The sequence below is a fragment of the Pseudomonas sp. MF08831 genome (assembly GCF_059862645.1).
Window position 1 is genome coordinate 109,719 of sequence record NZ_JCBCUX010000007.1, and the last position, 26,153, is coordinate 135,871.

The following is a 26,153-nucleotide window of genomic DNA, read 5'->3' on the forward strand; positions in this document are numbered from 1 at the left end:
CGTGCCAGGCCATGCGCCGCGCGGGCCGTTGATAGTGATCAATGCCTGCGTGGGGAAAAAGCCTGAATGTCTGGGGCTGGAACGCCCCCGCGTAACCGGCAAAGCTACCTGAATGCGCTGGGTCAGTCCAGCCAGGCAGGACTGGCACTTTGCCACAACTCAAGGCATGCTAGCCGCCCTCCGGGCGTCCGGCTTATAGTGCACGTCGCGCGCCAGTCCAGCCAAACCGCAGGATCACAGCTTGTCCAAAGTCACGCCGCCCACTCCCCTGCGCGCCGCTCATATAGCGCCGGGAGCGCCCCTGCACGGCACCCTCAAAGGCGCATTGGCGACGCTTGTCCTGCTGCTGCTCGCGTTATTGTTCTGGCAACTGCTGGACCAACTGCAGCAAAACCAGAAGAACCAACAGCAATACACCATCGACTACAGCGCCGACCTGGCTGAACAGATCAGCTTGAACATGGCCCTGAGCGCCAAAATCGCCCTGAATTTGCTGCCGATGGTCGAGCCGCCGCGCAATGACGAACAGCAACAGACGCTGATGCGCACCTTGCAAAGTTCGCTGCCGGAACTGCGCAGTGTCGCCCTGCTCGCCCCCAGCGGCGCGATGATCAGCGACAGCGCCAAAGACAGCCAGGACAGCGCCTGGCTTGAAGAGCTGGTACAGCGCAGTCACTCGCAACCTTATTACCTGAGCAACAACCCGGACGGCACGATCATTTACCTGCTGCTGCACCAGCCCAGCGGCGGCTCGAGAATGTATTGGGCGCTGCGCCTGGCGCCCAACTACCTGAGCAACCTGACCCGCCAGGACGGCCAGGGCCAGCGCCCGATGTGGGCCATCGAGAACCGCCTCAACTACCGCGTGGTTAGCCGTGACAGCGGTATGCCGGCGCAGTGGGCCTCCGCGCTGACGCCGGACGAATTGAACAAAAGCGTACTGGTCACGCCCCTGAGCAAAAGTGACTGGCAATTGCGCGGGCTGTTCGACCGCAGCGCCGTGCTGGAGCAACTGCTGCCGGCCTTCATCGGCAAATGCCTGCTGGGCCTGGCCTTTTCGCTGATCCCGGTGATCGTGCTGCTGAACATGCGTCGTCGCCAGCGCCAGGTGCATGAAGGCCGGCGCCGCTATCAGGATATTTTCGAAGGCACCGGCGTGGCGCTTTGCGTGCTCGACCTGTCGGGGTTGAAGACGTTTTTCGACAAAACCAACCTGCACACCCGTGAGCAATTACAGGCCTGGCTGCACACCCACGTCGAAGAACGCCAACAACTGCTCAAGGAGTTACGCGTCACCGAGGTCAACCAGGTGGCTGTGCGCCTGTTGAACGTCAGTTCTTGCGAGCAAGCCTGGGAGCGTCTGATCGATGACTGCCCGCGCAACGCCACGGCCATCGGTTATCAGGTTCTGGAAGCCGTACTGACCCAGCAAAAACAGCTGGAGCTGGAAATTCAACTCAACGACGTTGCCGGTAACGACCAGTACCTGTGGCTGGTGATGCGCCTGCCGGAGCAGCAGGACGACTTCAAGGCAGTCATCCTCAGTATCAGTGACATCACCAGCCGCAAGCTGATCGAACTGTCGCTGGTGGAGCGTGAGAGTTTCTGGTCAGACGTGGTGCGCACCGTGCCGGATCACCTGTATGTGCAGGACGTGATCAGCCAGCGGATGATTTTCAGCAACCACCACTTGGGCCACACCCTCGGCTATAACAGGGCCGAACTGCAGCAAATGGGCGAGTACTTCTGGGAAATCCTGCTGCACCCCGACGATGCGGAGTATTACCACGACCTGCGTCAGCAACAACGTGAAGTCGGCTACACCACGCAGCTGCATTGCCAACTGCGCTTTCGGCACCGCAACAACCAATGGCGCCGCTTCGATATCCGCGAGCAAGCCCTGGCCCGCGACAAGACGGCGGTGGTCACGCGGATTATCGGCGTGGCCAAAGACATTACCGATCAGATAGAAGCCAGCGAGTCCCTGCGCGACAGCGAGCAGCGCTACCGCATGCTGGCCGAAAGCATCAGCGACGTGATCTGCTCCACCGACAGCCAGCTTGCGCTCAATTACGTCAGCCCGTCGGTCAATGCCGTGCTGGGTTATGACGTGGATTGGGTGTTCAAGAATGGCTGGCAGTCGATCATCGCCAACCCGCAACAACTGTCCGGCATTTATAGCCTGGTGGAGCAGGTCAGCCGCTCGCTGGGCGACACTGCGGCGCTGAACAAGCTGCGCGATGACGTGCAAACCCAGCTGTTCCTGTTCGACTGCCTGCGCGCCGATGGCCGCAAGGTGCCGATCGAGCTGCGCCTGGTGCTGGTGTGGGACGAACACGGCGCGTTTGAGGGCATCCTCGGCGTGGGCCGCGATATCAGCCAGCAACGGCGCGCCGAAAAAGACCTGCGCATGGCGGCCACGGTATTCGAACACTCCACCTCAGCGATTCTGATCACCGACCCGGCCGGTTATATCGTGCAGGCCAACGAGGCCTTCAGCCGGGTCAGCGGCTATGCCGTCGCGGATGTGCTCGACCAGTTGCCGAACATGCTCACCGTTGACGAACAACAGGAAGCCCACCTGCGTTATGTGCTCAAGCAACTGCACCAGCACAGCACCTGGGAAGGCGAAGTGTGGCTCAAGCGCCGCAACGGCGAGCATTACCCGGCGTGGGTCGGCATTACCGCCGTGTTCGATGATGAAGGCGACCTGGCCAGCTATGTGTGCTTCTTCAGTGACATCAGTGAGCGCAAGGCCAGCGAACAGCGCATCCACCGCCTGGCGTATTACGACGCCCTGACCCACCTGCCCAACCGCACGCTGTTCCAGGACCGCCTGCACACTGCCCTGCAGGCAGCGGAACGGCAGAAATCGTGGGTGGTGCTGATGTTCCTCGACCTCGACCGTTTCAAGCCGATCAACGACTCCCTGGGCCACGCCGCCGGCGACCGCATGCTCAAGGAAATGGCCACGCGCCTGCTGGGCTGCGTGGCCGAAGACGACACCGTGGCGCGCATGGGCGGCGACGAGTTCACCTTGCTCCTGCAACCACGGGTGAGCCGTGACATGGCGCTGAACCGCGCGATTCACGTGGCCGAGCAGATCCTGGCCAGCCTGGTAAGGCCATTTGTGCTTGAAGGCCGCGAGTTCTTTGTGACCGCCAGTATCGGTATCGCCTTGAGCCCGCAGGACGGCAACGAGCTGAGCCAGTTGATGAAGAACGCCGACACCGCGATGTACCACGCCAAGGAACGTGGCAAAAACAACTTCCAGTTCTACCAGGCGGACATGAACGCCAGCGCCCTGGAGCGCCTGGAGCTGGAAAGCGACCTGCGCCACGCGCTGGATCAGAACGAATTCGTGCTGTATTACCAGCCTCAGTTCAGTGGCGATGGCAAACGCCTGACCGGCGCCGAAGCCCTGCTGCGCTGGCGCCACCCACGCCGCGGGCTGGTGCCGCCGGGTGATTTCATTCCGGTGCTGGAGGAGTTGGGACTGGTGGTAGACGTGGGCGACTGGGTGCTCAGCGAGGCCTGTCGCCAGCTCAAGACCTGGCACCAGAACAAGGTGCGGGTGCCGAAAGTCTCGGTGAACATCTCGGCGCGGCAGTTCTCCGATGGCCAACTGGGCGAGCGCATCGCCACCATTCTCAGGGACACCGGCCTGCCGCCGGCATGCCTGGAGCTGGAGCTGACCGAAAGCATCCTGATGCGCGAAGTCAACGAAGCCATGCAGATCCTCGCCAGCCTGAAAAACCTCGGGCTGAGCATCGCGGTGGACGACTTTGGCACGGGTTATTCGTCGCTCAACTACCTCAAGCAATTCCCCATCGACGTGTTGAAGATCGACCGCACCTTTGTCGACGGCCTGCCCTCCGGCGAGCAAGACGCGCAAATCGCCCGCGCCATTATCGCCATGGCCCACAGCCTGAACCTGGCGGTGATCGCCGAGGGTGTGGAAACCCATGAGCAGCTGGACTTTCTGCGCGAGCATGGCTGCGATGAAGTGCAGGGGTATCTGTTTGGGCGGCCGATGCCGGCGAATCGGTTTGAAGCGCAGTTCAGTAATGATGCGCTGTTCATGTTCGACTGAAACCTTGCAGTGCGGCTGACGGCCTCATCGCGGGCAAGCCCGCTCCCACATTTTGATCTGTGAACCCATTCAAGTGTGGGAGGGGGCTTGCCCCCGATAGGGCCAGCACAGTCACCGCTTATCCCCAGATGAGCCCCACTTGTCCGCGACATGATGTCCTTTCATATGCCATCTAAAACCCATTGGGTTAGAATGCCCTCCTTTTCTGCCCCCGATCCTTGAGGACCGCCATGTTCAGCCGTGATTTGACTATTGCCAAGTACGACGCCGATCTCTTTGCCGCCATGGAGCAAGAAGCCGTGCGCCAGGAAGAGCACATCGAGCTGATCGCTTCGGAAAACTACACCAGCCCTGCGGTCATGGAGGCTCAAGGTTCGGTTCTGACCAACAAGTACGCTGAAGGCTACCCTGGCAAGCGCTACTACGGTGGTTGCGAGTACGTCGACGTGGTTGAGCAGTTGGCCATTGACCGTGCCAAGGAACTGTTCGGCGCCGATTACGCCAACGTCCAGCCACACGCCGGCTCCCAAGCCAACAGCGCCGTGTACCTGGCCTTGCTGCAAGGCGGCGACACCATCCTGGGCATGAGCCTGGCCCACGGCGGTCACCTGACCCACGGCGCCAGCGTTTCTTCCTCCGGCAAGCTGTACAACGCCGTTCAGTACGGTATCGATGCCAACGGCCTGATCGACTACGACGAAGTCGAGCGTCTGGCGGTCGAGCACAAGCCTAAAATGATCGTGGCCGGTTTCTCTGCCTACTCGCAGATCCTGGACTTCCCACGTTTCCGCGAAATCGCTGACAAGGTCGGCGCTTACCTGTTCGTTGACATGGCTCACGTAGCCGGTCTGGTCGCCGCTGGCGTCTACCCGAACCCGGTGCCTTACGCTGACGTGGTCACCACCACTACGCACAAAACCCTGCGCGGCCCACGTGGCGGCCTGATCCTGGCGCGCGCCAACGCCGAGATCGAGAAGAAGCTGAACTCCGCCGTATTCCCAGGCGCCCAAGGTGGCCCGCTGGAGCACGTAATCGCCGCCAAAGCGATCTGCTTCAAAGAAGCCCTGCAGCCTGAGTTCAAGACTTACCAGCAACAAGTGATCAAGAACGCCAAGGCCATGGCCGGTGTGTTCATCGAACGCGGCTACGACGTGGTCTCCGGCGGTACTGAAAACCACCTGTTCCTGCTGTCGCTGATCAAGCAGGACATTTCCGGTAAAGATGCTGACGCTGCCCTGGGCAAAGCCTTCATCACCGTGAACAAAAACTCCGTGCCGAACGACCCACGTTCGCCGTTCGTCACCTCCGGCCTGCGCTTCGGCACCCCGGCTGTGACCACTCGTGGCTTTAAAGAAGCAGAGTGCAAGGAACTGGCCGGCTGGATCTGCGACATCCTGGCAGACCTGAACAACGAAGCCGTGATCGACGCGGTGCGTGAGAAGGTCAAGGCCATCTGCAAAAAGCTGCCGGTGTACGGCGCTTGATTGCAGTTGCTTGAATAAAAAGCCCGGCTCTTGAGCCGGGCTTTTTTATGGGCGATCTCAAAGTGAAATACGGTTCACTGTGGGAACTGGCTTGCCTGCGATAGCGGTTTGTCAGCTGATACAGCTGTGACTGATACACCGCCATCGCAGGCAAGCCAGCTCCCACACAGGGCTGCATTTCAAGTCAGGATTGTTGGTAGACCTTCGCAAATCCTTCGCGGATTTTGTCTTCCGGCAACTCATCGGCAATAAACACAATCACACTTTCGCGCGCCTCGCCCTCGGCCCATTCGGTGTCCCAATCGAACCCGTAAAGCTTGAGCACGCCTTGAAACACCATGCGCCGGTCTTCGCCGGCAATATTCAGCACGCCCTTGTAGCGCAGCAGTTGCTTGCCGTGGTCTTCCAGCAGCTCGTTCATGAACTCGCTGAGGCGGTCGATATCCAGCGGCTGGTCGGTGCGCAGCACCAGGCTGGAAATGCGGTCGATGGCCGGCGCCGCGCTGACCGGGCGCAAGCTCATGCCGGCGTTGAGGTTGAAGCCGCGCACATCAAGCAATTCGGCCAGGTCGATGGCGCCATGATCGACCACGCGGATCGGCGCGCGGCGGTTGATGCGGGTCAGGCGCTGGCTGAGGGCGTCGAAGGTGGCCTCGTCCACCAGGTCGCGCTTGCTCACCAGCAAGCGGTCGGCAAAACCGATCTGGGCCTGGGCGATGGCCTGGGTCAGGTGGTGTTCGGCGTGGGCCGCGTCCACCAGGGTGATGATGCCGTCGAGAAGGTAGCGCTCGCGCAGTTCTTCGTCGATGAAAAAGGTCTGGGCCACCGGCGCCGGGTCGGCCAGGCCGGTGCACTCGATCACCAGGCGGTCGAAGGCAATCTCGCCGCTGTCCAGGCGCTCGAGCAGCAGGTACAGGGCTTTGGTCAGGTCAGTGTGGATAGTGCAGCACACGCAACCGTTGGACAGGGTCATGACCTGCACCGGTTCTGCGCCCAGCAGCTGGGTGTCGATACCGGCGTCACTGAATTCGTTTTCGATCACGGCGATTTTCAATCCGTGCTCGGCCTTGAGCAGGTGGCGCAGCAAGGTGGTTTTGCCCGCGCCGAGGAAGCCGCTGAGGATGGTGACGGGGATGGGAGAGGACAAAACTATTCTCCTGTTTAATGAAATAACTGAAGGAACACAAAACAAATGTGGGAGCTGGCTTGCCTGCGATGCAGACAACTCGGTATTTCAGTCAGACCGAGGTGATGCCATCGCAGGCAAGCCAGCTCCCACATAAAGCCCTGCCCCCACAAGGGGACTCGCTAACCCGACAGGCGGGCTAGCAGCACTTGGGCCCACCCTTGCCACCGTAACGGGCTTCCTGGCGTTCCCGGAAGAACGCCTTGTAGTCCATCACCGGTTTGTCCGGGTGTTTGGTTTGCATATGCTCGACGTAGGTGTCGTAGTCGGGCATGCCGACCATCAGGCGCGCGGCCTGACCGAGGTATTTACCGAGGCGACTGATGTCATTGAACATGGTTGCAATCCTCGATTACGCGTCCGGAACCGCCTGGAACGGGGCTTCTTTATCCGTACGTTCTTTGTTGCCCCAGGCGGCGACGCCGACCTTGAGCGCATAGAACAGGATGCTGAAGACCACGAACAGGAACAGCGCCGTGAGCGTTGCGTTGGTGTAGGCGTTCCAGATCACGTGTTGCATCTGGTCGATGTTCTTGGCCGGCGCCAGGATCTGGCCGCCTGCCAGGGCATCGCTGTACTTCTTGGCCAGCGACAGGAAGCCGATCGCAGGGTTTGCGTCGAACAGTTTGATGAAGCCCGCCGTGGTGGTGCAGATCAGCAGCCAGACCGCCGGCAGCATGGTCACCCAGATGTAGCGCTGGCGTTTCATTTTGATCAGCACGACCGTGGCGAGCATCAGTGCGATCCCGGCCAGCATCTGGTTGGAAATACCGAACAGCGGCCACAAGGTGTTGATGCCGCCCAGTGGGTCGATCACGCCTTGGTACAGCAGGTAACCCCACATTGCCACGCAACCTGCGGTTGCGATCAGGTTGGCAGTCCAGGATTCGGTACGCTTGAGCGACGGCACGAAGGAGCCGAGCAAGTCCTGGAGCATGAAGCGACCGGCACGGGTACCGGCGTCAACCGCCGTCAGGATGAACAGCGCTTCGAACAGGATTGCAAAGTGGTACCAGAACGCCATGGTGTTTTCACCCGGCAACACACTGTGCAGGATCTGCGCGATACCCACCGCGAGGGTCGGTGCACCGCCGGCACGTGCCAGGATGGTGGTTTCGCCGATGTCATGGGCCACTGCTTGCAGCGCTTCCGGCGTAATCGCAAAACCCCAGCTGCTGACGGTTTGTGCCACGGCCATCACATCACCACCGACCACGGCGGCGGGGCTGTTCATGGCGAAGTACACACCAGGTTCGATCACCGAGGCGGCAACCATTGCCATGATGGCCACGAACGATTCCATCAGCATCGCGCCGTAGCCGATGTAACGGGCGTTGACTTCGTTATCCAGCAACTTGGGCGTGGTGCCCGAGGAAATCAGCGCGTGGAAACCCGAGACCGCGCCACAGGCGATGGTGATGAACAGGAACGGGAACAGGCCGCCCTTCCACACCGGGCCGGTGCCGTCGATGAACTGGGTCAGCGCCGGCATTTTCAGCTCTGGCATGGTGACCAGAATGCCGATCGCCAGGGCAATGATGGTGCCGATTTTGAGGAAGGTGGAAAGGTAGTCACGCGGCGCCAGGATCAGCCACACCGGCAGTACTGCGGCAACGAAGCCGTAGCCGATCAGCATCCAGGTGATTTGGATCCCGGTGAAGGAGAAGGCCTTGGCCCATACCGGGTCAGCGGCAATCTGCCCGCCCAGCCAGATCGAACCGAGCAGCAACAGCACGCCGATCACCGAGATTTCACCAATGCGGCCCGGGCGGATGTAGCGCATGTACACGCCCATGAACATCGCAATCGGGATGGTCGCCATTACGGTGAAGATGCCCCATGGGCTTTCGGCCAGGGCCTTGACCACGATCAGCGCCAGCACCGCGAGGATGATGATCATGATCAGGAAGCAACCGAACAACGCGATGGTCCCCGGGATGCGGCCCATCTCTTCGCGAACCATGTCGCCAAGGGAGCGGCCATTGCGACGGGTGGACAGGAACAGGACCATGAAGTCTTGCACTGCACCGGCCAGCACCACGCCTGCAATCAGCCACAGGGTGCCGGGCAGGTAGCCCATCTGCGCCGCCAGCACCGGGCCGACCAGCGGGCCTGCACCGGCAATCGCCGCAAAGTGGTGGCCAAAAAGGATGTGTTTGTTGGTCGGCACATAGTCCAGACCGTCATTGTTGAGCACTGCGGGGGTGGCCCGCCGTGGATCGAGTTGCATCACGTTGTTTGCGATGAACAGACTGTAGTAACGGTACGCAACCAGGTAGATGGCCACAGCAGCGACCACAATCCACAAGGCGTTGATCGCCTCGCCGCGGCGCAAGGCCACTACGCCCAGGGCGCACGCTCCTACGATTGCCAGCACCAGCCAGGGTAGGTGGCGTAGCAGGCTATTATTATTTTTCATTTTTATATTCCAGCCAGGGTGGACAGAAAGGACAGCCAGTCCGAGTTTAGCGCTGTTGGCTTTAAAGGCCACCCCCCTACATTGGTCTAGAGCCTTGCCCGGGCAAAAAAAGCACAAATAAAAGCTCGATGATGGCGCACGGCTACAATCCTTCTATCCACAGAGGATTTGACATGAACGAACAGTCGTCTGATCGACGCCGTTTTCGGCGTATCGCCTTCGATGCACGAACGACCATTGCGCAGAACGGCTGGAATTGGCCGGTGCAACTGGTGGACTTGTCGCTCAAAGGTTTGCTGGTGCAGCGCCCGGATGACTGGCAGGGCAATCGCACGGAGTCGTTCGACGTGGATATCCGCCTTGACCCGCAGGCGCATATAAAGATGCAGGTGAAGCTGGCCCATGACGATCACGGGCAATTGGGGTTTGTGTGCGAGCACATCGACCTGGACTCGATCAGCCATTTACGCCGGCTGATCGAACTGAACCTCGGCGATCAGGAAGAACTTGAGCGCGAACTTGGCGCACTGCTGCAGGTGTGACGCGTCAGGGAAACGCCGTACGCGCAGGGAACTCGTTTTCTGCGTCCCAGTAGCCCGCCTTCTGACTCGACGTGGCCTGCCATTGCCCGTCGACAAAACGGTAGGTTTCAAACCGGGTGGCAAAATCATCATCGCCGTCACCGTCCATGAATGACGAGACTTGCAACAACTCATCCGCGCCACCTTCGGCGGGCGTTGCGATCTGCCACGCGGCTTTGCCGGTCTGCGCCAGGGTCAATGGCTCGACCTTAGCGTCGGCGCTTTTGTAATTCAGCGGCGTGAGTTGCTGCCGGCTCGGCAGCAGCAGCTGTGTCGCGGGGCCGCTGTAGCTGCCCATCGGCGCGGTTTGATCGATGGTCAAAAAATACACAGGTTCCGGCAGCCCTTTGATGGGGGCCTTCTCCACCTGGGCCAAGGGGTAGCCGAGTTCTTCGCTTGCCAGCACTTCTCCGGACGCCGACAGCAAGCGCAGTCGGGCGTTAAGCAGCGGGTGTTCAACCAGATCACCGGGCTCGTCAAACGAGTCCTCATCCAGGCCATTGCCCCAGCTGTCTTTGTGCAACTGGGCGCTGATGCGCTGGTCTTCCAGTACCTGCAACACGCTGGCGTCTTGCGTTGCCAACGTCTGCGCCGATCGGTAACCGACCGGCAGCTTGGCTGGCTCGGCCAAAGCACCCATCGGCAACCCAACCAAGGCCATGAACAGGGCAACGGCTGCCCAGCGATTCGAGTTGTGCATTGCACTCATCCCTGACTGATCCATGAATTATTCGAACAGTGCATCCAGCGCCTGCTCCAGGCGGGTTACACCGATCACCTTCAACCCTGCCGGCATTTCCTTGGGCGCGTTGCCCTTGGGCACAATCGCGCGCTTGAAGCCGTGCTTGGCCGCCTCCTTCAGACGCTCCTGGCCGCTCGGCACCGGGCGCACTTCGCCCGACAGGCCAACCTCACCAAACACCAGCAGATCGTGGGGCAACGGTTTATTGCGCAGGCTGGACATCACCGCCGCCATCAACGCCAGGTCGGAGGCGGTTTCCAGCACCTTCACCCCACCGACCACGTTGAGAAACACATCCTGGTCGTGGGTGGGAATGCCGCCGTGACGGTGCAACACCGCCAGCAGCATTGCCAGGCGATTCTGGTCCAGGCCAAGGGTCACGCGGCGCGGGTTGGCCAAATGGCTGTCATCCACCAGTGCCTGCACTTCCACCAGCATCGGGCGAGTGCCTTCCCACGTAGCCATCACCACGCTGCCTGGGACTTCTTCCTGAGCGCGTGTGAGAAAAATCGCCGAGGGGTTGGAGACTTCTTTAAGCCCACGGTCGGTCATGGCAAACACGCCCAGTTCGTTCACCGCGCCGAAGCGGTTCTTCACTGCCCGCAGCAACCGCAAACGGCCATCGGATTCACCCTCGAAATACAACACGGTGTCGACCATGTGCTCCAGTACCCGCGGGCCGGCCAGCGCACCTTCTTTGGTTACATGGCCGACCAGGAAGATCGCCGTGCCGCTCTGCTTGGCGTAACGCACCAGCAGCGCCGCGCTCTCGCGCACTTGGGAGACGCCGCCCGGCGCCGATTGCAGCTGTTCGGTAAAAATCGTCTGGATCGAGTCGATCACCATGACCTTGGGCTTTTCGATGCGCGCCGTGGCGATGATGCTTTCGATGCAGGTTTCGGTCATCACCCGCAGTTGGTCCTGGGGCAAGCCCAGGCGGCGGGCGCGCATCGCCACCTGCTGCTGGGATTCTTCGCCGGTGACGTACAGCGCCGGCATGCGGCTGGCGATGCTGCACAGGGTTTGCAGCAGGATGGTCGACTTGCCGATGCCCGGGTCGCCGCCGATCAGCACCACCGAGCCGTCCACCAGGCCGCCGCCGAGCACGCGGTCGAGCTCACCGGACGCGGTGGAGAAACGCGGGATTTCTTCGACGCTGACTTCCGCCAGGGTCTTGATCTGCGCCTGTTGCCCGGTCCAGCCGGCACGGCCGGTGGGCGCTGCGGCGCCGCCGCTTTCAATCATGGTTTCCGTCAGGGTGTTCCACGCGCCGCACTCGGTGCATTGGCCGGCCCACTTGGGAAAGGTCGCGCCGCACTCTGTGCAGCCGTACATGCGCTTGGCCTTTGCCATTTGAGAACCTCCAACCGAAAAACCGCGATGATAGCTCAGCGCGGCGCCGGGGTCCGGATTTCACCACTGGCCAATCGTGAAGCGCTGTTGCCGATCGGGTCTTCAGCGTTGAGGTCGGCGCCTTTGGCTTTCAACTCATCCAACAACTCGACGCGCTTGAACAACCCGGCGTACATGGCCGCGGTCTGCCCGGCGCCGTTGCGTTGGTCGGGGTTGCAGTCAGTGGCCAGCAGACGCTGGGCGATTTTCAGCTCGCCTTTGAAAATTGCGCCCATCAGGGCGGTGTTGCCGCGTTTGTCTTGCACGCAGGCGTCGGCGCCGGCGCTGAGCAGGCGCTCCACGAAAGGGCCCTGGCCGTGATAGGCGGCGAGGATCAGCGCGGTGTAGCCCTTGTCGTCCTGGGTGTTGAGGCCGTAGCCGGACTCGATGAAGGTGTTGAGCATGTCGATATCGCCACGGCGGGCGGCATCGAAATAGTAGTCCTGCAGCTGTGCCTTGAGCGCGACCGGGTCAGGCGACTCGGCATGGGCGACAAAGGCCAGCATCGCCATCAGTAAACCAATCGAAATACGCATGGGGGTGTTCTCCTGCCAGGGGTCGACGCCCGTGCAAGGGCGCCGACCGGAACCAACGTCAGTCAGTGAGTTTTTCTGCCAGCGCTTTCACGCGAGCCAAATCACCCTTGGCGACCTTGGTCACGCCGGTGCCGTACTCCGGGTCGGCCTTGTAGAGGAACGACAGGATGATGTGCTTGCTCTCGTCATCCGTGGTGGCCAGCGAGCCGCCAAAGTTGTCGATCAGGTCCTGACGCTCTTTCTTGTTGTACGAGCGGTACAAGTCGCCAGCCTGCTTGAAGTTCTGCTCACGCTGGATCTTCGCCTGCTGGGTGCTGCCCGACAGCGCCGACTGGCTGTAGCGCGCGGTTTGCGGCTCTTCGCGCGGCAGCAGGCGGCTTGGCTGGTAGTTCACGCCGGTAGTGGTTTTGCCTGCATTCATCGCGCCGTCCTGGTTACCGTTGTTAACGGTTACCCGTGGGGCGTTGATCGGCAGTTGCAGGGCGTTCGGCCCCAGGCGGTACATTTGCGTGTCGGCGTAGGAGAACACCCGGCCTTGCAGCAGGCGGTCTTCAGAGGGCTCGATACCTGGCACCAGGTTGGCCGGCGCCATGGCCACTTGTTCGGTCTCCTGGAAGACATTCGCCGGGTTACGGTTCAGCACCATCTGCCCGACTTTACGCTCCGGTACGTTCGGCCAGATTTTGGTGGCGTCCAGCGGGTCGAAGTCGAACTTGGCCAGGTCCTCAGGCTTGAGCACTTGCACGTACAGGTCCCACTTGGGGAAGTCACCCTTGTTGATGTGGGTAACCAAGTCATGGGTCATGTGGCTGTAGTCACGCCCTTGCACTTCGGTGACTTGCTTGGGGTCAAGGTTGTTGATGCCCTGCAGGCTCTTCCAGTGGAACTTGACGTAGTGCACTTCGCCCTTGGCGTTAATCAACTTGTAGGCATGTACGCCGTTGCCGTCCATTTCCCGATAACTGGCCGGGGTGCCGGCGTCGGAGTACAACTCGGTGAGTGTACGAGTGGACTCTGGAACATGGGAGAAGAAGTCGAAACGGCGGGAGTCGTCGTCCAGGTTAGTGCGCGGGTCGGGTTTGAACGCATGAACCATGTCCGGGAACTTGATGGCGTCGCGAATAAAGAAAGTCGGGAAGTTATTGCCGACCAAGTCCCAGTTACCTTCGGCGGTATAGAACTTGGTGGCAAAGCCGCGTGGATCGCGCAGGGTTTCCGGAGAGTGGTTGCCGTGCACCACGGCCGAGAAGCGCACGAACACGGGCGTGGCCTCGCCTGCGGCGAACACTTTGGCCTTGGTCAGGTCGCTGAGGTCGTCAGTGACGGTGAAGGTGCCGTGGGCGCCGGTGCCACGGGCATGCACCACGCGCTCCGGAATGCGCTCACGGTCAAAGCGTTGCAGTTTTTGAATCAGTTGCACGTCTTGCAACAGCACCGGGCCATTGGCGCCGGCCGTTTGCGAGTTCTGGTTGTCGCCCACCGCCGCGCCGTTATCGCGGGTCAGGTTGGCAGCGTGTACGGAGAGTGAAAGCAGGGTGGCGCTCGCCAGTATCAGCGCGTGTCGCGCGATAACCGGGCGGCGCTTGATTGGATTCTTCATCGAGGTTTCCTCTGGTTTTTCTAGTGCACATTCAGTTGTGCTTGCCAGAGGCTAGTGACCCGCGACGCAGAAGATAAATAGAAAAACCCCACCGGGACGATTAAGAAAATACGGTGGTAAGCCACTGAAATAGCGAGTATTTCGCGCGCGATTGGTGGCACTTTGCAAACTATTTGCGTTTTAATGTGTCGATAAAAGCTGACAGTGTTAACGGTTGTGTCGCGCAAGCCCTCTACGACTGACTTACACTGACCTCCACCCTTCTCATCTGTAACAAGGAATAACCTATGGGCGTGATCAGTGAGTTCAAGGCCTTCGCGGTCAAAGGCAATGTGGTCGATATGGCCGTCGGTATCATCATCGGTGCCGCCTTCGGCAAAATTGTTTCCTCGTTTGTAGGCGACGTCGTAATGCCGCCGCTCGGTCTGCTGATCGGTGGTGTGGACTTCGGCGATTTGGCAATAACACTCAAGGCCGCTCAGGGCAACGTCCCTGCGGTGGTGTTGGCTTACGGCAAGTTTATCCAGAGCGTGGTCGACTTCCTGATCGTCGCGTTTGCAATCTTCATGGGCGTGAAGGCGATCAACCGCCTCAAGCGTGAAGAGGCTGTGGCCCCAAGCTTGCCGCCGACCCCGACCAAGGAAGAGGTGTTGCTGGGCGAGATCCGCGATTTGCTCAAGGCACAGAACGACAAGCCGCTTTAACCGGCACTGGTTTGGCAAAAAGGGCGCCTGTTGCAGGCGCCTTTTTTTATGCGCCGTACTACCAGTAATTCTCTACTGCCACCTGGCCTGGGCGACGGCTCAGGCTCAGTTGCATGTCGCGTTGCTTGAGCAATTGACGCGTGTCGTCGACCATCTGCGGATTGCCGCAGATCAGCACGCGGGAGTGTTCCGGGGTCAACTCGACGCCGGCCGCGCGCTCCAGTTCGCCATTCTCGATCAAGGTGGTGATGCGACCACTCAGGGCGCCAGGGTGTTGCTCACGGGTGACGGTGGGGATGTAGACCAGCTTGTGCGCATACTCGGCCAGGTACTCACGCTCGCCCAACGCGTGGATCAGTTCCTGATACGCAAGCTCCTTGGCCTCGCGGGCGCTGTACACCAGGACAATGCGCTCGAATTTTTCCCAGACCTCGAAGTCCTGCAGGATCGACAGGAACGGCGCCACGCCTGTGCCAGTGCCCAGCAGCCACAAATCTCGCCCGTCCACAAATCGGTTCAGCGTCAGAAAGCCTGTGGCCTGGCGCTCGACCATCAAGGTGTCGCCCACTCGCAGGCGGCTCAATTGACTGGTGAACTCGCCGCCCGGAACAACAATGGAGAAGAAGTCGAGGTGCTCGTCAAACGGTGAGGACACGATCGAATAAGCCCGCCAGACGGTGCTGCCATCCGCCTTGGTCACCCCCAGGCGCACGAACTGGCCGGCGGTAAACCGAAAACCCGGGTCGCGAGTGGTACGCAAAGTAAACAGGCTGGGGGTCAGCGATTGCACATCGAGCAAGGTCTGGCGGGTAAATTTCTCAGCACTGGCCGTCATGGGGGGCTCCGTTGAACAGGTGCCCTAGTGTCCCTCAAAGCGGCGTTGGGAAACACCGGTGGTTTGTACTGGCATTTTCATTGCTCGGGCATTCGCGAATGTAACGCCAATGAAACGCTGATGCTTTCAACGCAATTGCACCGTCGCCGGGGTTTTGGTGCTCACACTAATTATTTAGCTATCGCCCCTCATCCAATAGGCCATTAGATGATGGCGTTCATAAAAACAGCCCTGAATAGGCCATTTCCACAACCTGTTAAATTCAATAAGTTTTCTTCACCCAACAACTAACCTCCACAAAAACTCAGTTGTTGTACAAGCTCAACAAGTATAAATACCCGATCTTTCTGACAACTTTTTCATCTCAGTATGTGGGCTTTATCCTACACTCCTGTTCGTGGCGCATTGGGAGCCAGGACGTCCCCAACTCACACCTACCCCATGGAGATTCACCCTATGGTTAACTGGCGCAACACGAGACTCCCAAAACTGGAAGGCGAGAACAAGATCACCACTGTTTACGAGATGATCGTCAATCAAACTTTCCAGCTCGGTTTTGAATATTGCTCATTTACGATGAGTTCCCAACAACCTGCCAACCAGACACAACCTATTCGATTAAACAACTATCCAAATGAATGGAATGCACTGTACAACCAAGCGCATTTTTTTGATGTGGATCCCATAGTCGCCCACTGCAAACGCAGCGTAATGCCGCTGGTCTGGGATGAAAAAGCGTTCAGCACCGCGCCGAATCTATGGACGCTGGCCCAATCGTTTGGTGTGCACCTGGGATGGACTCAAGCCGTGCATGACTTCCAGGGTGTGTTCAGCATGCTGACCCTGGGCCGAAGTACCGGCAGCGTCAGCCCTGAAGAACTGTACGAAAAAGCAGGCCAGGTACTGTGGCTATGTCACGCCATGCACGCCGTCGTAGCGCAAACATATGCCGACACACCCAGTATCACGCCGCCCTGCAAACTGACCCCACGGGAAATAGAAATTCTCAGGTGGTCAGCCATCGGCAAGACCGCCTCGGAAATCGCCACGATTCTTTGCCTGTCAGAGCGGACCGTGGGCTTTCATATCAGCAGTTGCCTCAAGAAACTGGGCGTTACCAACAAGATCGCGGCTGTACTGCGCGCCTCAAAAGCGGGGTGGTTTTAGCCAACCTGGAAACACCGCATGTAATCCCCTTGAAAAAAACGTAACATTTACGGCCAATTCTGAGTGTTGACGCTGCGCCTTGGGTGCCGCCTCGCCGTACACTCAGACGGTTACGCCGGGTACCACGCCCGTCGAACGCCCATCGATGACCAGAGTCTCCCCCGCCATGCCCCTGCTTGACAGCCCCTTCGCCCAGCTCGATCTGATCCGCCAGCCAGAGCAACACAATGACCCGCTGCAGGCCTTTGATGCCGCCGATGAGTACTTGCTCAACTACCTGGCCGAACAGTCGCTGAATTCGGCAACCCGCGTGCTGGTGCTCAATGACAGCTTCGGCGCCCTGGCGGCCAGCCTCGAAGGCCAGGTGCAGGTGACCTCCAGTGGCGATTCGTTTCTGGCAGCCCTTGGCCTTGAGAAAAACCTGGTGCGCAACGCCAAGGCGTTTGATGCCGTGGCGTTTGTGCCAGCCTCGCACGTAGCCACCGGGCCTTTCGACCGCGTGCTGATCCGCGTGCCGAAAACCCTGGCCTTGCTCGAAGAACAGTTGATTCGCCTGCAAGGCCAACTGGCGCCAGGCGCCGAAGTGATCGCCGGGGCGATGATCAAACACCTGCCACGGGCCGCCGGTGAACTGCTGGAGCGCTACATAGGGCCCATGCACGCCTCGCTTGCGGTCAAAAAAGCCCGGCTGCTGATCGCCACCGTAGATGCTCGCCCAACCGCCGTGTCGCCCTACCCTACCCGCTACACCCTGGACGCACCGGCCATCGAGCTGCTCAACCATGCCAACGTGTTCTGCCGCGAAGGCCTGGACATCGGCACCCGCGCCTTCCTCCCGCACCTGCCGAACAACCTCGGCAGCGCCCGCGTGGCAGACCTTGGCTGCGGTAATGGCGTGTTGGCGATCGCCAGCGCCCTGCAAAACCCCGACGCGCAGTACACGCTGGTGGATGAGTCCTACATGGCCGTGCAATCGGCGGCCGAGAACTGGCAGGCCGCCCTGGGCGCTCGCGCGGTCACCCTGCGCGCCGACGACGGCCTGGCCGGTCAGGCGCCGCAGTCGCTGGACGTGGTGCTGTGCAACCCGCCCTTCCACCAGCAGCAGGTGGTCGGTGACTTCCTTGCCTGGCGCATGTTCCAGCAGGCGCGTGATGCCCTGGTCGTTGGTGGCGCGCTGTATATCGTGGGCAACCGCCATTTGGGCTATCACAGCAAATTGGCGAAGCTGTTCCGTGGCGTCGAGCAAGTCGCGGCCACGCCAAAGTTTGTGATTCTCAAAGCGCGCAAATAAAAAAACCCTGCCGCTCTTGCGAGTGGCAGGGCTGAAAAGCCGGGCCGCGAGGCCCGGATTGGGATGTCAGTGGGTGGTCAAGCCCGCCGCGCTCATGAACATGCGCATCAGGCTGGCCACGACAAACAGGGCCAGCACGCTGCCGGTCCAGATCATCGCCAGCCACCCCAGGCGCCGCCACAACGGCTGTTTCTCGGCCTGTTCGATCTCGTGCAACGAAGGTTTGCCGGACATGAAACGACCCTCCTAGTGATAGCCGTCTTCGTGGGTGACCTTGCCGCGGAACACGTAGTAGCTCCAGAAGGTGTAGCCCAGGATGAACCGGATGATGAACAACGTGCCCACCAGCATGAAGCCCTGGCTTTGCGGCGGTGCAGCGGCGTCCCAGATGGAAACCGACGGCGGAATGATGTTCGGCCACAGGCTGATACCCAAACCGCTGTAGCCGAGGAATATCAGCACCAGCGTCAGCAGGAACGGCGTGTAGTGCGCATTTCGCGCCACTGCGCGGATCAAGCCGTACATGGTCACCAGCACCAGAATCGGCACGGGCAGGAACCAGAACAGGTTCGGCAGGGTGAACCAGCGCGAGGAGATTTCCGGGTGCGCCAGAGGCGTCCACAAGCTGACAACGCCGATCACCGCCAACACCACGAACGCCAACGGCCGCGCCAGGTTGTGCATCTGCTCCTGCAACTTGCCTTCGGTCTTCATGATCAGCCAGGTGCAGCCGAGCAAGGCATACGCGATGACCAGCGCAACGCCGCAGAACATCGTGAACGGCGTGAGCCAATCCAGCGAGCCACCGGCAAACTGACGGTCGACCACCGGAATGCCATCGATGAACGCCCCCAGTGCCACGCCCTGGAAGAAGGTCGCCGCAATGGAACCGCCGATAAACGCCTTGTCCCACAAATGGCGCTTGTCGTCCTTGGCCTTGAAACGGAACTCGAAAGCCACGCCACGGAAAATCAGCCCGATCAACATCAGGATCAGTGGCAGGTAAAGCGCCGACAGCACCACCGAGTAGGCCAGCGGGAACGCGCCGAACAACGCCGCGCCGCCCAGTACCAGCCAGGTTTCATTGCCGTCCCATACCGGGGCGACCGTGTTCATCATCACGTCACGGTCGACTTTGCCGGGAATGAACGGAAAGAGGATGCCGATACCCAGGTCGAAGCCGTCCATGACCACGTACATCATGATGCCGAAGATGATGATCACGGCCCAGATCAGCGGAAGATCAATACCCATCTCAATTCCCCTTGTGCTGAATGTGGGCGTGGTCGTCGTCGCTGCCATCATCGGCGGCGGACAACGGACGGGCCGGCGTGCGTTTCTGGCCAGGGCCACCATGGGTAGGCTCGCTGCCTTCGTGGGTCTGCGGCCCTTTGCGCACCAGGCGCATCATGTAGCCCAGCCCTGCGCCGAACAGCGCGAAGTACACCACCACGAACAGCACCAGGGTGATCGTCATCTGCGCCAGGCTATGCCCGGAGGAAGCGTCCGCCGTGCGCATCAAACCGTAGACCACCCACGGCTGGCGGCCGATTTCGGTGGTAAACCAACCGGCGAGAATCGCGATCAGGCCGGACGGGCCCATCCACAGCGCCAGGTACAGGAACGGCCTGGAGGTGTACATCTTGTCGCCCCGACGCAGCCAGAGGCTGAACAGGCCGGTGAAGATCATCAGGAAACCCAGGCCAACCATGACCCGGAACGACCAGAACACAATCGTCGAGTTGGGACGGTCTTCAGGCGGGAACTCCTTGAGCGCCGGCACCTGTTTGTCCAGGGAGTGCGTCAGGATCAGGCTGCCCAGGTAAGGAATTTCGACCGCGTATTTGGTTTTTTCGGCCTTCATGTCGGGCAGGCCGAACAGGATCAGCGGCGTCGGCTCGTTGCCGATATTTTCCCAGTGGCCTTCAATCGCGGCGATTTTCGCCGGCTGGTGCTTGAGGGTATTCAGGCCGTGGAAGTCACCGATCACCGCCTGGATAGGCGCCACGATCAGCGCCATCCACATTGCCATCGAGAGCATGGTGCGGATCGCAGGGTTGTCCTTGCCGCGCAGCAGGTGCCAGGCCGCCGACGAACCGACGAAGAACGCCGTGGCCACAAAGGCCGCCGTGGCCATGTGCATCAGCCGGTACGGGAACGACGGGTTGAAGATCACCGCCAGCCAGTCGGTCGGAATCACGCGCCCGTCGACGATTTCAAAGCCTTGCGGGGTCTGCATCCAGCTGTTGGACGCAAGAATCCAGAAGGTCGAGATCAGCGTGCCGACGGCCACCATCACCGTGGCAAAGAAGTGCAGCTTGCGCCCCACCTTGTTCCAGCCGAACAGCATCACGCCGAGGAAACCCGCCTCCAGGAAGAAGGCCGTGAGCACCTCGTACGTCAGCAACGGCCCGGTTACAGCGCCGGCGAAGTCCGAGAAGCGGCTCCAGTTGGTGCCGAACTGGTAGGCCATGACCAGGCCCGAGACCACGCCCATGCCGAAGTTGACGGCAAAGATCTTCGACCAGAAATGGTAGAGGTCACGGTAGGTGTCGTTATGGGTCTTGAGCCACAAACCTTCCAGCACCGCAAGGTAACTGGCCAGGCCGATAGTGATCGCCGGGAACAGGATGTGGAACGAGATGGTGAATGCGAATTGAATTCGGGCGAGATCTAGCGCCTCCAAACCGAACATAAGTCTTCCTCTGTCAGGTAATACCGGCTGCTGGCTGGGAGCCTGCACCCACTGCCCCCACGGATATGGAGTGTGGCGAATTTCAATTCGTTTCTTTTTTTAAACCACCACGTAGGGAATCGGGCCTTTCGGCCTCCAGAACAATCCCGGGGCCGGTTTTGATCTGGATCAAGCATTGCTGAAAGAGTAGTCCCATTTTCGCTGTAGGAAGGCGTGGTCTTTTGCCGCGTGACAGCTTGCCTCATACCGGTGCACAGCAAACCCTTGCAACTATTTGTTACAGCATGATGCTAATCTCGCCGTTCCCTCTGCTCCCGACCTGAATTCCCGATGCCTACTAGTGAACCCGCGTTGCTGTTGCGTCACCATCGCCCTTTCATCGCGTTCTGGCTGGCACGGATCTTCACCGCCAGCGGCTTCCAGATGCTCACCGTGGCCATCGGCTGGAACCTCTACCAACTGACCGGCAACGTGCTGGACCTGGGCCTGGTCGGCCTGGTGGAATTCATCCCGCGCGTACTGTTCATGCTGCACACCGGGCATGTGGCCGATCGCTATGAACGACGCAAGGTCGCCGCCATCTGCCAGACCGTGCAGGCGCTGATTGCCTTGTCCCTGGCCATCGGCGGCCTGACCGGCAACGTGACGCGCGAGATGATCTTTATCCTCGCCTTCCTGCTCGGCGCCGCGCGTTCGTTTGAAATGCCGACCACCCAGGCGCTGCTGCCAAGCATCGTGCCCAGCGCACTGTTCCCGCGGGCCGTGGCCTCGTCGCAATCGGCGCAGCAACTGGCGACCATTGTCGCGCCGGCCTTGGGCGGCCTGCTCTATGCATTTGGCAGCGTGTGGGTGTATGGCCCGACAGTGGCGTTGTACCTGATCGCCTGCGTGCTGACCCTCAACCTGCCCGCACGCCAGACCCCGCTGAACAAAGCCAAGGCCACCATGGACTCGCTGCTGGCCGGGATTCGCTTTATCCGCAGCCGCCCGGACATCCTCGGCGCCATCTCGCTGGACCTGTTCGCCGTGCTGTTGGGCGGCGCCACCGCGTTGCTGCCGGTGTTTGCCAAGGACATCCTGCTGACCGGCGCCTGGGGCCTGGGCCTGCTGCGCTCGGCACCGGCGGTGGGCGCGTTGTTGATGTCGTTGTGGCTGGCACGGTTCTCGGTGGACCGGCATGTCGGGCGCGTGATGTTTACTGCCGTCGGCGTGTTTGGCGTGGCGACCATCGCGTTCGGCCTGTCGACCTCGTTCTGGTTTTCCCTGGCGGTGCTGGTGGTGCTGGGCGCAGCAGACATGATCAGCATGGTAATTCGCGCGTCGTTCGTGCAACTGGAAACGCCGGATGAAATGCGCGGCCGCGTCAGTGCGGTCAACGGCCTGTTTATCGGCGCGTCCAATCAGCTGGGCGAGTTCGAATCGGGGATCACCGCCCACTGGTTCGGCACCGTGCCCGCCGTGGTCATGGGCGGAATCGGCACGCTGCTGGTGACCGGGGTGTGGATAAAACTGTTCCCAACCCTGGCCAATCGCGACCGGATGCATGTGGCGGTAGAAGAGCCGAAGGCTGAAGCGGCGAAGGTCTGAGCACCGCCGCCTGACCGGAGGCAGCACTACAGAACACTGTGGGAGCGGGCTTGCTCGCGAAGGCGGTGCATCAGTCGATACAGTCATTGACTGACGCCGCGCTTTCGCGGGCTAACCCGCTCCCACAGTGGTTTTGAGGTGTGTGCTAGAGCACCTTGTCCAGGGTGACAGGGAAGTCGCGTACCCGTTTGCCGGTGGCGTGATAAATCGCGTTCGCCACCGCCGCCGCCACCCCGACGATGCCGATTTCGCCCACGCCTTTGGAGCCCAGGGCATTGACCACGTCGTCGTGTTCTTCGACAAAGATCACGTCAATCTCGCCAATGTCGGCGTTCACCGGGATGTGGTACTCGGCCAGGCTGTGGTTCATGTAGCGCCCCAGATGGTGGTCGATCTGCGTCTCTTCATGCAGCGCCATGCCAATACCCCACACCACGCCGCCGAGGATCTGGCTGCGGGCCATCTTCGGATTGACCACGCGACCGGCGGCAATCGCGCTGACCACGCGACTGACCTTGATGGTGCCCAGGTCTTCATCGACCCGCACTTCCACAAATACCGCCGAGTGAGTGGCCGTGGCGTAGCCCTCGCGTTTTTTGTCGAGCTCGCTGTCGACCTGCACTTGCAGCGCGTCCTCACCGCTGTCTTTAACCAGTTGGGCCAACGACACACTCACGTCGCCTGTGTGCAATTGGCCGTCTTCAAAGCGCACGGACTCGGCGTCTTTGAACACCGGGTACGTCTGCCGGGCAATCTTCAGCAGTTTGGCGTTGAGCGCTTCGCACGCCTGTTGCACGGCAGTGCCGACGGACGACACGGTAAACGAGCCGCCCTGCAAAGGCGCGGTGGGCAAGGACGAGTCCCCCAGCAAAAATTGGATATCGCCCATCGCCACACCGCTGGCCTGCGCGGCAATCTGGGTCATGACCGTGTAAGTGCCGGTGCCGATATCGGTGGTGGCGCTGCTGACTGTCAATTTGCCTTCGGCGTCGATGCTCGCCTTGGCGCTGGCCTTCATCTGCATGGCTTCCCACACGCCGCCGGCCATGCCCCAGCCGATCAACTGGTTGCCGTCACGCATGCTGCGTGGCTCCGGGTTGCGCTGGCCCCAACCGAAGCGTTCGGCGCCTTCGCTGTAGCATTCGCGCAGGGCTTTGCTCGACCAGGGTTTGTCTTCGTTCTGGTTGCGCTCGGCGTAGTTGATCAGGCGCAACTGCACTGGGTCCATGCCCAAGGCACAGGCCAGTTCGTCCATGGCGCACTCCAGGCCGATCACGCCCAGCGCGGCGCCTGGCGCGCGCATGTCCAGCGGGGTGTACACATCCAGCGGCACCAGGTTGTAGGTCAGCTGCACGTTATCGCAGTGATAGAGCATGCCGCTCCACTCCACCACGTGCTCGCTGAAGTCTTCGAAGCGCGAGGTCTGGCCAATTGCGGTGTGCCCCAACGCCAGCAGCCGACCGTTGGCGGCCGCGCCCATCTGCAACCGCTGCAAGGTGCGTGGTCGGTAGCCAAAGGTGAACATCTGTTGACGCGTCAGGGTGACGCGCACCGAACGCTTGAGCGCCAATGACGCCATCACCGCCAGGGGCAACTGGTATTGCGGGCGCAGGCCGGAACCGAAAGCGCCGCCGACGAACGCGGCAAAAATCCTCACCTGGCTCTTATCCAGGCCGAAGATTTTTTGCACATAGGCCTGGCAGTTCTGTGGGCCTTGGGTTTTGTCGTGGATATGCAGGGTGCCGTCCGGCTGATACAGCACCGTACTGGCGTGGGGTTCCATCGGGTTGTGGTGTTCGATGGGCGTGCTGTAGTGCACGTCGAGGCTGACGGCGGCAGCGCTCGACTCGGCCTGGAAGTTACCGCGGGGCGCGGGCGGCGTTTGTGGCGAGGGGTGCGCCTGCTCCTGCATGGCCAGCAAGTCGGTTTCAAAGGCTTCGCTTGCGTACTCGATCTCGACCAGAGAACCGGCATGTCGCGCCAGCTCCAAATTGTCGGCAATCACCAGCGCCAAGGGCTGGCCGCTATAAAGGACGCGGTCGTTGTAGAGCGGGCGAAACGGCGAGCCATCCGCCGCATCGTCGTCGGCGAACGCGTCATCGTAGCTGGCAAGCCTGGGGCGATTGTGGTGATCCAGCACCATGACTACGCCCGGCAGCGCCAGGGCCTTTGAGGCATCGATCTTGATCACCCGGCCCTTGGCGATGGTGCTGGAGACCACACTGCCGTGCAGCAAGTCTTTGTCTGGAAACTCGCCGGCATATCGCGCCTGGCCGGTGACCTTGAGCAGACCGTCGACGCGGTCCAGAGGTTTGCCGATAGCGGTCATGGGCGTTCTCCTGCGACAGCCGCGTCGCTCAGGGCGCGAATAATGCCACGGCGCGCTAGCTTGATTTTGAAGCCGTTGTGTTCCAGCGGTACGGCATCTTGCAGCAAGGCGTCGGCGGCGTTGCTGAAGGTTTCGCGGCTGACCGTCTGGCCGATCAGCGAGGCTTCCACCGCGCGGTCACGCCAAGGCTTGTGGGCCACGCCGCCCAGCGCAACGCGGGCGTCGATGATTTGGTCGCCGTCCAGTTCGAGGGCGGCGGCCACGGAGACCAGGGCAAAAGCGTAAGAGGCGCGGTCGCGGATTTTCAGGTAATGGCTGTGACGGGCCAGCTGGTTGGCGGGCAGCTCGATGGCGGTGATCAACTCATCGTCGGCCAGCAGGTTGTCGCGCTGCGGCGTATCGCCGGGCAGTCGATGGAAGTCAGCAAATTCGATGACGCGCGCACCCGCGCGGCCTTCGACATGCACCCGCGCCTCCAGCGCCGCCAAGGCCACGCACATGTCAGACGGGTGCGTGGCGACGCAGTGTTCGCTGGCGCCGAGGATCGCGTGAATACGGTTCAAGCCGGTGCGCGCCGGGCAGCCGCTACCGGGTTCGCGCTTGTTGCAGGGCACGCTGGCGTCATAAAAGTAGTAGCAGCGAGTGCGCTGCAACAAGTTGCCGCCGGTGCTGGCCATGTTGCGCAACTGCGGCGAGGCTCCGGCCAGGATGGCCTGGGACAGCAGTGGGTAACGCGCCTCGATCACGGGGTGCCAGGCCAGGTCGGCGTTGCTCACTAGCGCGCCGATCATCACGCCGCCACTGGCGGTCTCTTCAACGCCCTGCAGCGGCAGGCCGGTGATATCGATCAAGTGCTCGGGGCGGCTGATGTTTTCTTTCATCAGGTCCAGCAGGTTGGTGCCACCGGCGATAAAACGTGAAGCCGCGCTGCTCATGTGCACGGCCTCGTGCACATCGGCTGGCTTGCTGTACTGGAAGGGATTCATTGCTCACCTCCCTGGGCACGGCAGGCCGGCAAGGCATCTTCGATGGCATCGCGGATGTTGCTGTAGGCGCCGCAGCGGCACAGGTTGCCGCTCATCAGCTCCTTAATCTGCGCGGTGTCGTGGGCGCGGCCTTCATTGGCCAGGCCGACGGCGGAGCAGATCTGCCCTGGGGTGCAATAGCCGCACTGAAAGGCGTCATGTTTGATAAAGGCTTGCTGCATCGGGTGCAACGCGTCGCCGTCGGCCAGGCCTTCGATGGTGGTCAATTCGGCGCCATCGCACATCACCGCCAGGGTCAGGCAGGCGTTGACGCGTTTGCCGTCGCGCAACACTGTGCAGGCGCCGCATTGGCCGTGGTCGCAGCCTTTTTTACTGCCGACCAGGTCCAACTGTTCGCGCAGCAGGTCCAGCAAGGTGGTCCAGGGCAAAACGTCAAGTTGGCGGTTCTGGCCGTTCAGGGTCAGACGAATCGGGTGGCTGACGAACGGTCTGGCCGCCGCGCCATTGGGGGTTGCGCTCATAAACA

Annotated in this window: 21 protein-coding genes; 7 read left to right on the plus strand and 14 right to left on the minus strand. The window is 60.9% G+C overall.

Translation table 11 applies throughout. From position 1 onward, the window contains the following. Nucleotides 1-241: 241 nt before the first annotated feature. Entirely contained in the window at nt 242-4,093 is a 3,852-nt protein-coding gene (locus tag AC19YS_RS16480) for a sensor domain-containing protein (RefSeq protein WP_200623905.1), read from the plus strand. A gap of 230 nt (nt 4,094-4,323) precedes the next feature. Next, nucleotides 4,324-5,577, plus strand: a complete 1,254-nt coding sequence (gene glyA / locus AC19YS_RS16485; protein WP_500602247.1) for a serine hydroxymethyltransferase — start codon at nt 4,324-4,326, stop codon at nt 5,575-5,577. Nucleotides 5,578-5,761: 184 nt separating this feature from the next. Here glyA and yjiA read toward each other — a convergent pair whose 3' ends face one another. The 3 genes from yjiA to AC19YS_RS16500 form a co-directional block, all read right to left on the minus strand. Further along, a complete protein-coding gene (gene yjiA / locus AC19YS_RS16490) occupies nt 5,762-6,724 on the minus strand; it encodes a GTPase (protein ID WP_500602248.1) in 963 nt (320 codons plus the stop codon). 178 nt (nt 6,725-6,902) lie between these two features. Continuing rightward, entirely contained in the window at nt 6,903-7,100 is a 198-nt protein-coding gene (locus AC19YS_RS16495) for a YbdD/YjiX family protein (protein WP_003194308.1), read from the minus strand. A 15-nt stretch (nt 7,101-7,115) separates the two neighbouring features. Then, entirely contained in the window at nt 7,116-9,182 is a 2,067-nt protein-coding gene (locus tag AC19YS_RS16500; RefSeq protein ID WP_106579291.1) for a carbon starvation CstA family protein, read from the minus strand. Between the two features lie 173 nt (nt 9,183-9,355). Between AC19YS_RS16500 and AC19YS_RS16505 the strand changes: the two genes are divergently transcribed. Beyond that, on the plus strand, nt 9,356-9,724 hold the full coding sequence (locus AC19YS_RS16505) for a PilZ domain-containing protein (RefSeq protein WP_106579292.1): 369 nt from the start codon (nt 9,356-9,358) through the stop codon (nt 9,722-9,724). 4 nt (nt 9,725-9,728) lie between these two features. Here the strand turns inward: AC19YS_RS16505 and AC19YS_RS16510 are convergent, their stop codons facing one another. Genes AC19YS_RS16510 through katB form a run of 4 tightly spaced genes read right to left on the minus strand, consistent with a single transcriptional unit; the run spans nt 9,729 to nt 14,033 of the window. Further along, nucleotides 9,729-10,463 carry a hypothetical protein gene (locus tag AC19YS_RS16510; RefSeq protein WP_178125294.1) on the minus strand — a complete coding sequence of 245 codons (735 nt, stop codon included), beginning with the start codon at nt 10,461-10,463 and terminating at the stop codon, nt 9,729-9,731. Between the two features lie 27 nt (nt 10,464-10,490). Then, complete coding sequence (gene radA, locus AC19YS_RS16515) at nt 10,491-11,858, minus strand: DNA repair protein RadA (protein ID WP_017139308.1); 1,368 nt, start codon at nt 11,856-11,858, stop codon at nt 10,491-10,493. Nucleotides 11,859-11,893: 35 nt separating this feature from the next. Beyond that, on the minus strand, nt 11,894-12,433 hold the full coding sequence (locus AC19YS_RS16520; protein WP_106579293.1) for an ankyrin repeat domain-containing protein: 540 nt from the start codon (nt 12,431-12,433) through the stop codon (nt 11,894-11,896). A gap of 58 nt (nt 12,434-12,491) precedes the next feature. Continuing rightward, nucleotides 12,492-14,033, minus strand: coding sequence for a catalase KatB (katB, locus tag AC19YS_RS16525; protein ID WP_500602249.1), 1,542 nt, complete (start codon nt 14,031-14,033; stop codon nt 12,492-12,494). 287 nt (nt 14,034-14,320) lie between these two features. On the opposite strand from katB, the gene mscL reads away from it, so the two are divergent. Next, nucleotides 14,321-14,737: a large-conductance mechanosensitive channel protein MscL gene (mscL, locus tag AC19YS_RS16530; protein WP_106579295.1), complete on the plus strand. Its 417-nt coding sequence runs from the start codon at nt 14,321-14,323 to the stop codon at nt 14,735-14,737. A 58-nt stretch (nt 14,738-14,795) separates the two neighbouring features. Here mscL and AC19YS_RS16535 read toward each other — a convergent pair whose 3' ends face one another. Then, on the minus strand, nt 14,796-15,572 hold the full coding sequence (locus AC19YS_RS16535; RefSeq protein ID WP_500602250.1) for a ferredoxin--NADP reductase: 777 nt from the start codon (nt 15,570-15,572) through the stop codon (nt 14,796-14,798). A 456-nt stretch (nt 15,573-16,028) separates the two neighbouring features. Between AC19YS_RS16535 and AC19YS_RS16540 the strand changes: the two genes are divergently transcribed. Both AC19YS_RS16540 and AC19YS_RS16545 read left to right on the plus strand, forming a co-directional pair. After that, nucleotides 16,029-16,739, plus strand: a complete 711-nt coding sequence (locus AC19YS_RS16540; protein WP_200623910.1) for a helix-turn-helix transcriptional regulator — start codon at nt 16,029-16,031, stop codon at nt 16,737-16,739. Between the two features lie 166 nt (nt 16,740-16,905). After that, a complete protein-coding gene (locus tag AC19YS_RS16545) occupies nt 16,906-18,030 on the plus strand; it encodes a methyltransferase (protein WP_119740973.1) in 1,125 nt (374 codons plus the stop codon). 66 nt (nt 18,031-18,096) lie between these two features. Here AC19YS_RS16545 and AC19YS_RS16550 read toward each other — a convergent pair whose 3' ends face one another. The 3 genes from AC19YS_RS16550 to AC19YS_RS16560 are packed head-to-tail and all read right to left on the minus strand — an operon-like array spanning nt 18,097 to nt 20,725. Further along, complete coding sequence (locus AC19YS_RS16550) at nt 18,097-18,264, minus strand: DUF2474 domain-containing protein (protein ID WP_071489954.1); 168 nt, start codon at nt 18,262-18,264, stop codon at nt 18,097-18,099. 12 nt (nt 18,265-18,276) lie between these two features. Then, entirely contained in the window at nt 18,277-19,284 is a 1,008-nt protein-coding gene (cydB, locus tag AC19YS_RS16555; protein ID WP_500602251.1) for a cytochrome d ubiquinol oxidase subunit II, read from the minus strand. A gap of 1 nt (nt 19,285) precedes the next feature. Beyond that, complete coding sequence (locus AC19YS_RS16560; protein ID WP_106579300.1) at nt 19,286-20,725, minus strand: cytochrome ubiquinol oxidase subunit I; 1,440 nt, start codon at nt 20,723-20,725, stop codon at nt 19,286-19,288. A 330-nt stretch (nt 20,726-21,055) separates the two neighbouring features. On the opposite strand from AC19YS_RS16560, the gene AC19YS_RS16565 reads away from it, so the two are divergent. After that, nucleotides 21,056-22,312 carry an MFS transporter gene (locus AC19YS_RS16565; RefSeq protein WP_119740971.1) on the plus strand — a complete coding sequence of 419 codons (1,257 nt, stop codon included), beginning with the start codon at nt 21,056-21,058 and terminating at the stop codon, nt 22,310-22,312. Nucleotides 22,313-22,457: 145 nt separating this feature from the next. Here AC19YS_RS16565 and AC19YS_RS16570 read toward each other — a convergent pair whose 3' ends face one another. Genes AC19YS_RS16570 through AC19YS_RS16580 form a run of 3 tightly spaced genes read right to left on the minus strand, consistent with a single transcriptional unit; the run spans nt 22,458 to nt 26,148 of the window. After that, nucleotides 22,458-24,641 (minus strand): xanthine dehydrogenase family protein molybdopterin-binding subunit, encoded by a 2,184-nt coding sequence (locus tag AC19YS_RS16570; protein ID WP_500602252.1) that lies wholly within the window; start codon nt 24,639-24,641, stop codon nt 22,458-22,460. Next, complete coding sequence (locus tag AC19YS_RS16575) at nt 24,638-25,627, minus strand: FAD binding domain-containing protein (RefSeq protein ID WP_106579303.1); 990 nt, start codon at nt 25,625-25,627, stop codon at nt 24,638-24,640. Before AC19YS_RS16575 ends, AC19YS_RS16570 begins: the two co-directional genes overlap by 4 nt. Then, nucleotides 25,624-26,148 (minus strand): (2Fe-2S)-binding protein, encoded by a 525-nt coding sequence (locus tag AC19YS_RS16580; RefSeq protein ID WP_200623912.1) that lies wholly within the window; start codon nt 26,146-26,148, stop codon nt 25,624-25,626. Before AC19YS_RS16580 ends, AC19YS_RS16575 begins: the two co-directional genes overlap by 4 nt. Between the last annotated feature and the right edge of the window lie 5 nt (nt 26,149-26,153).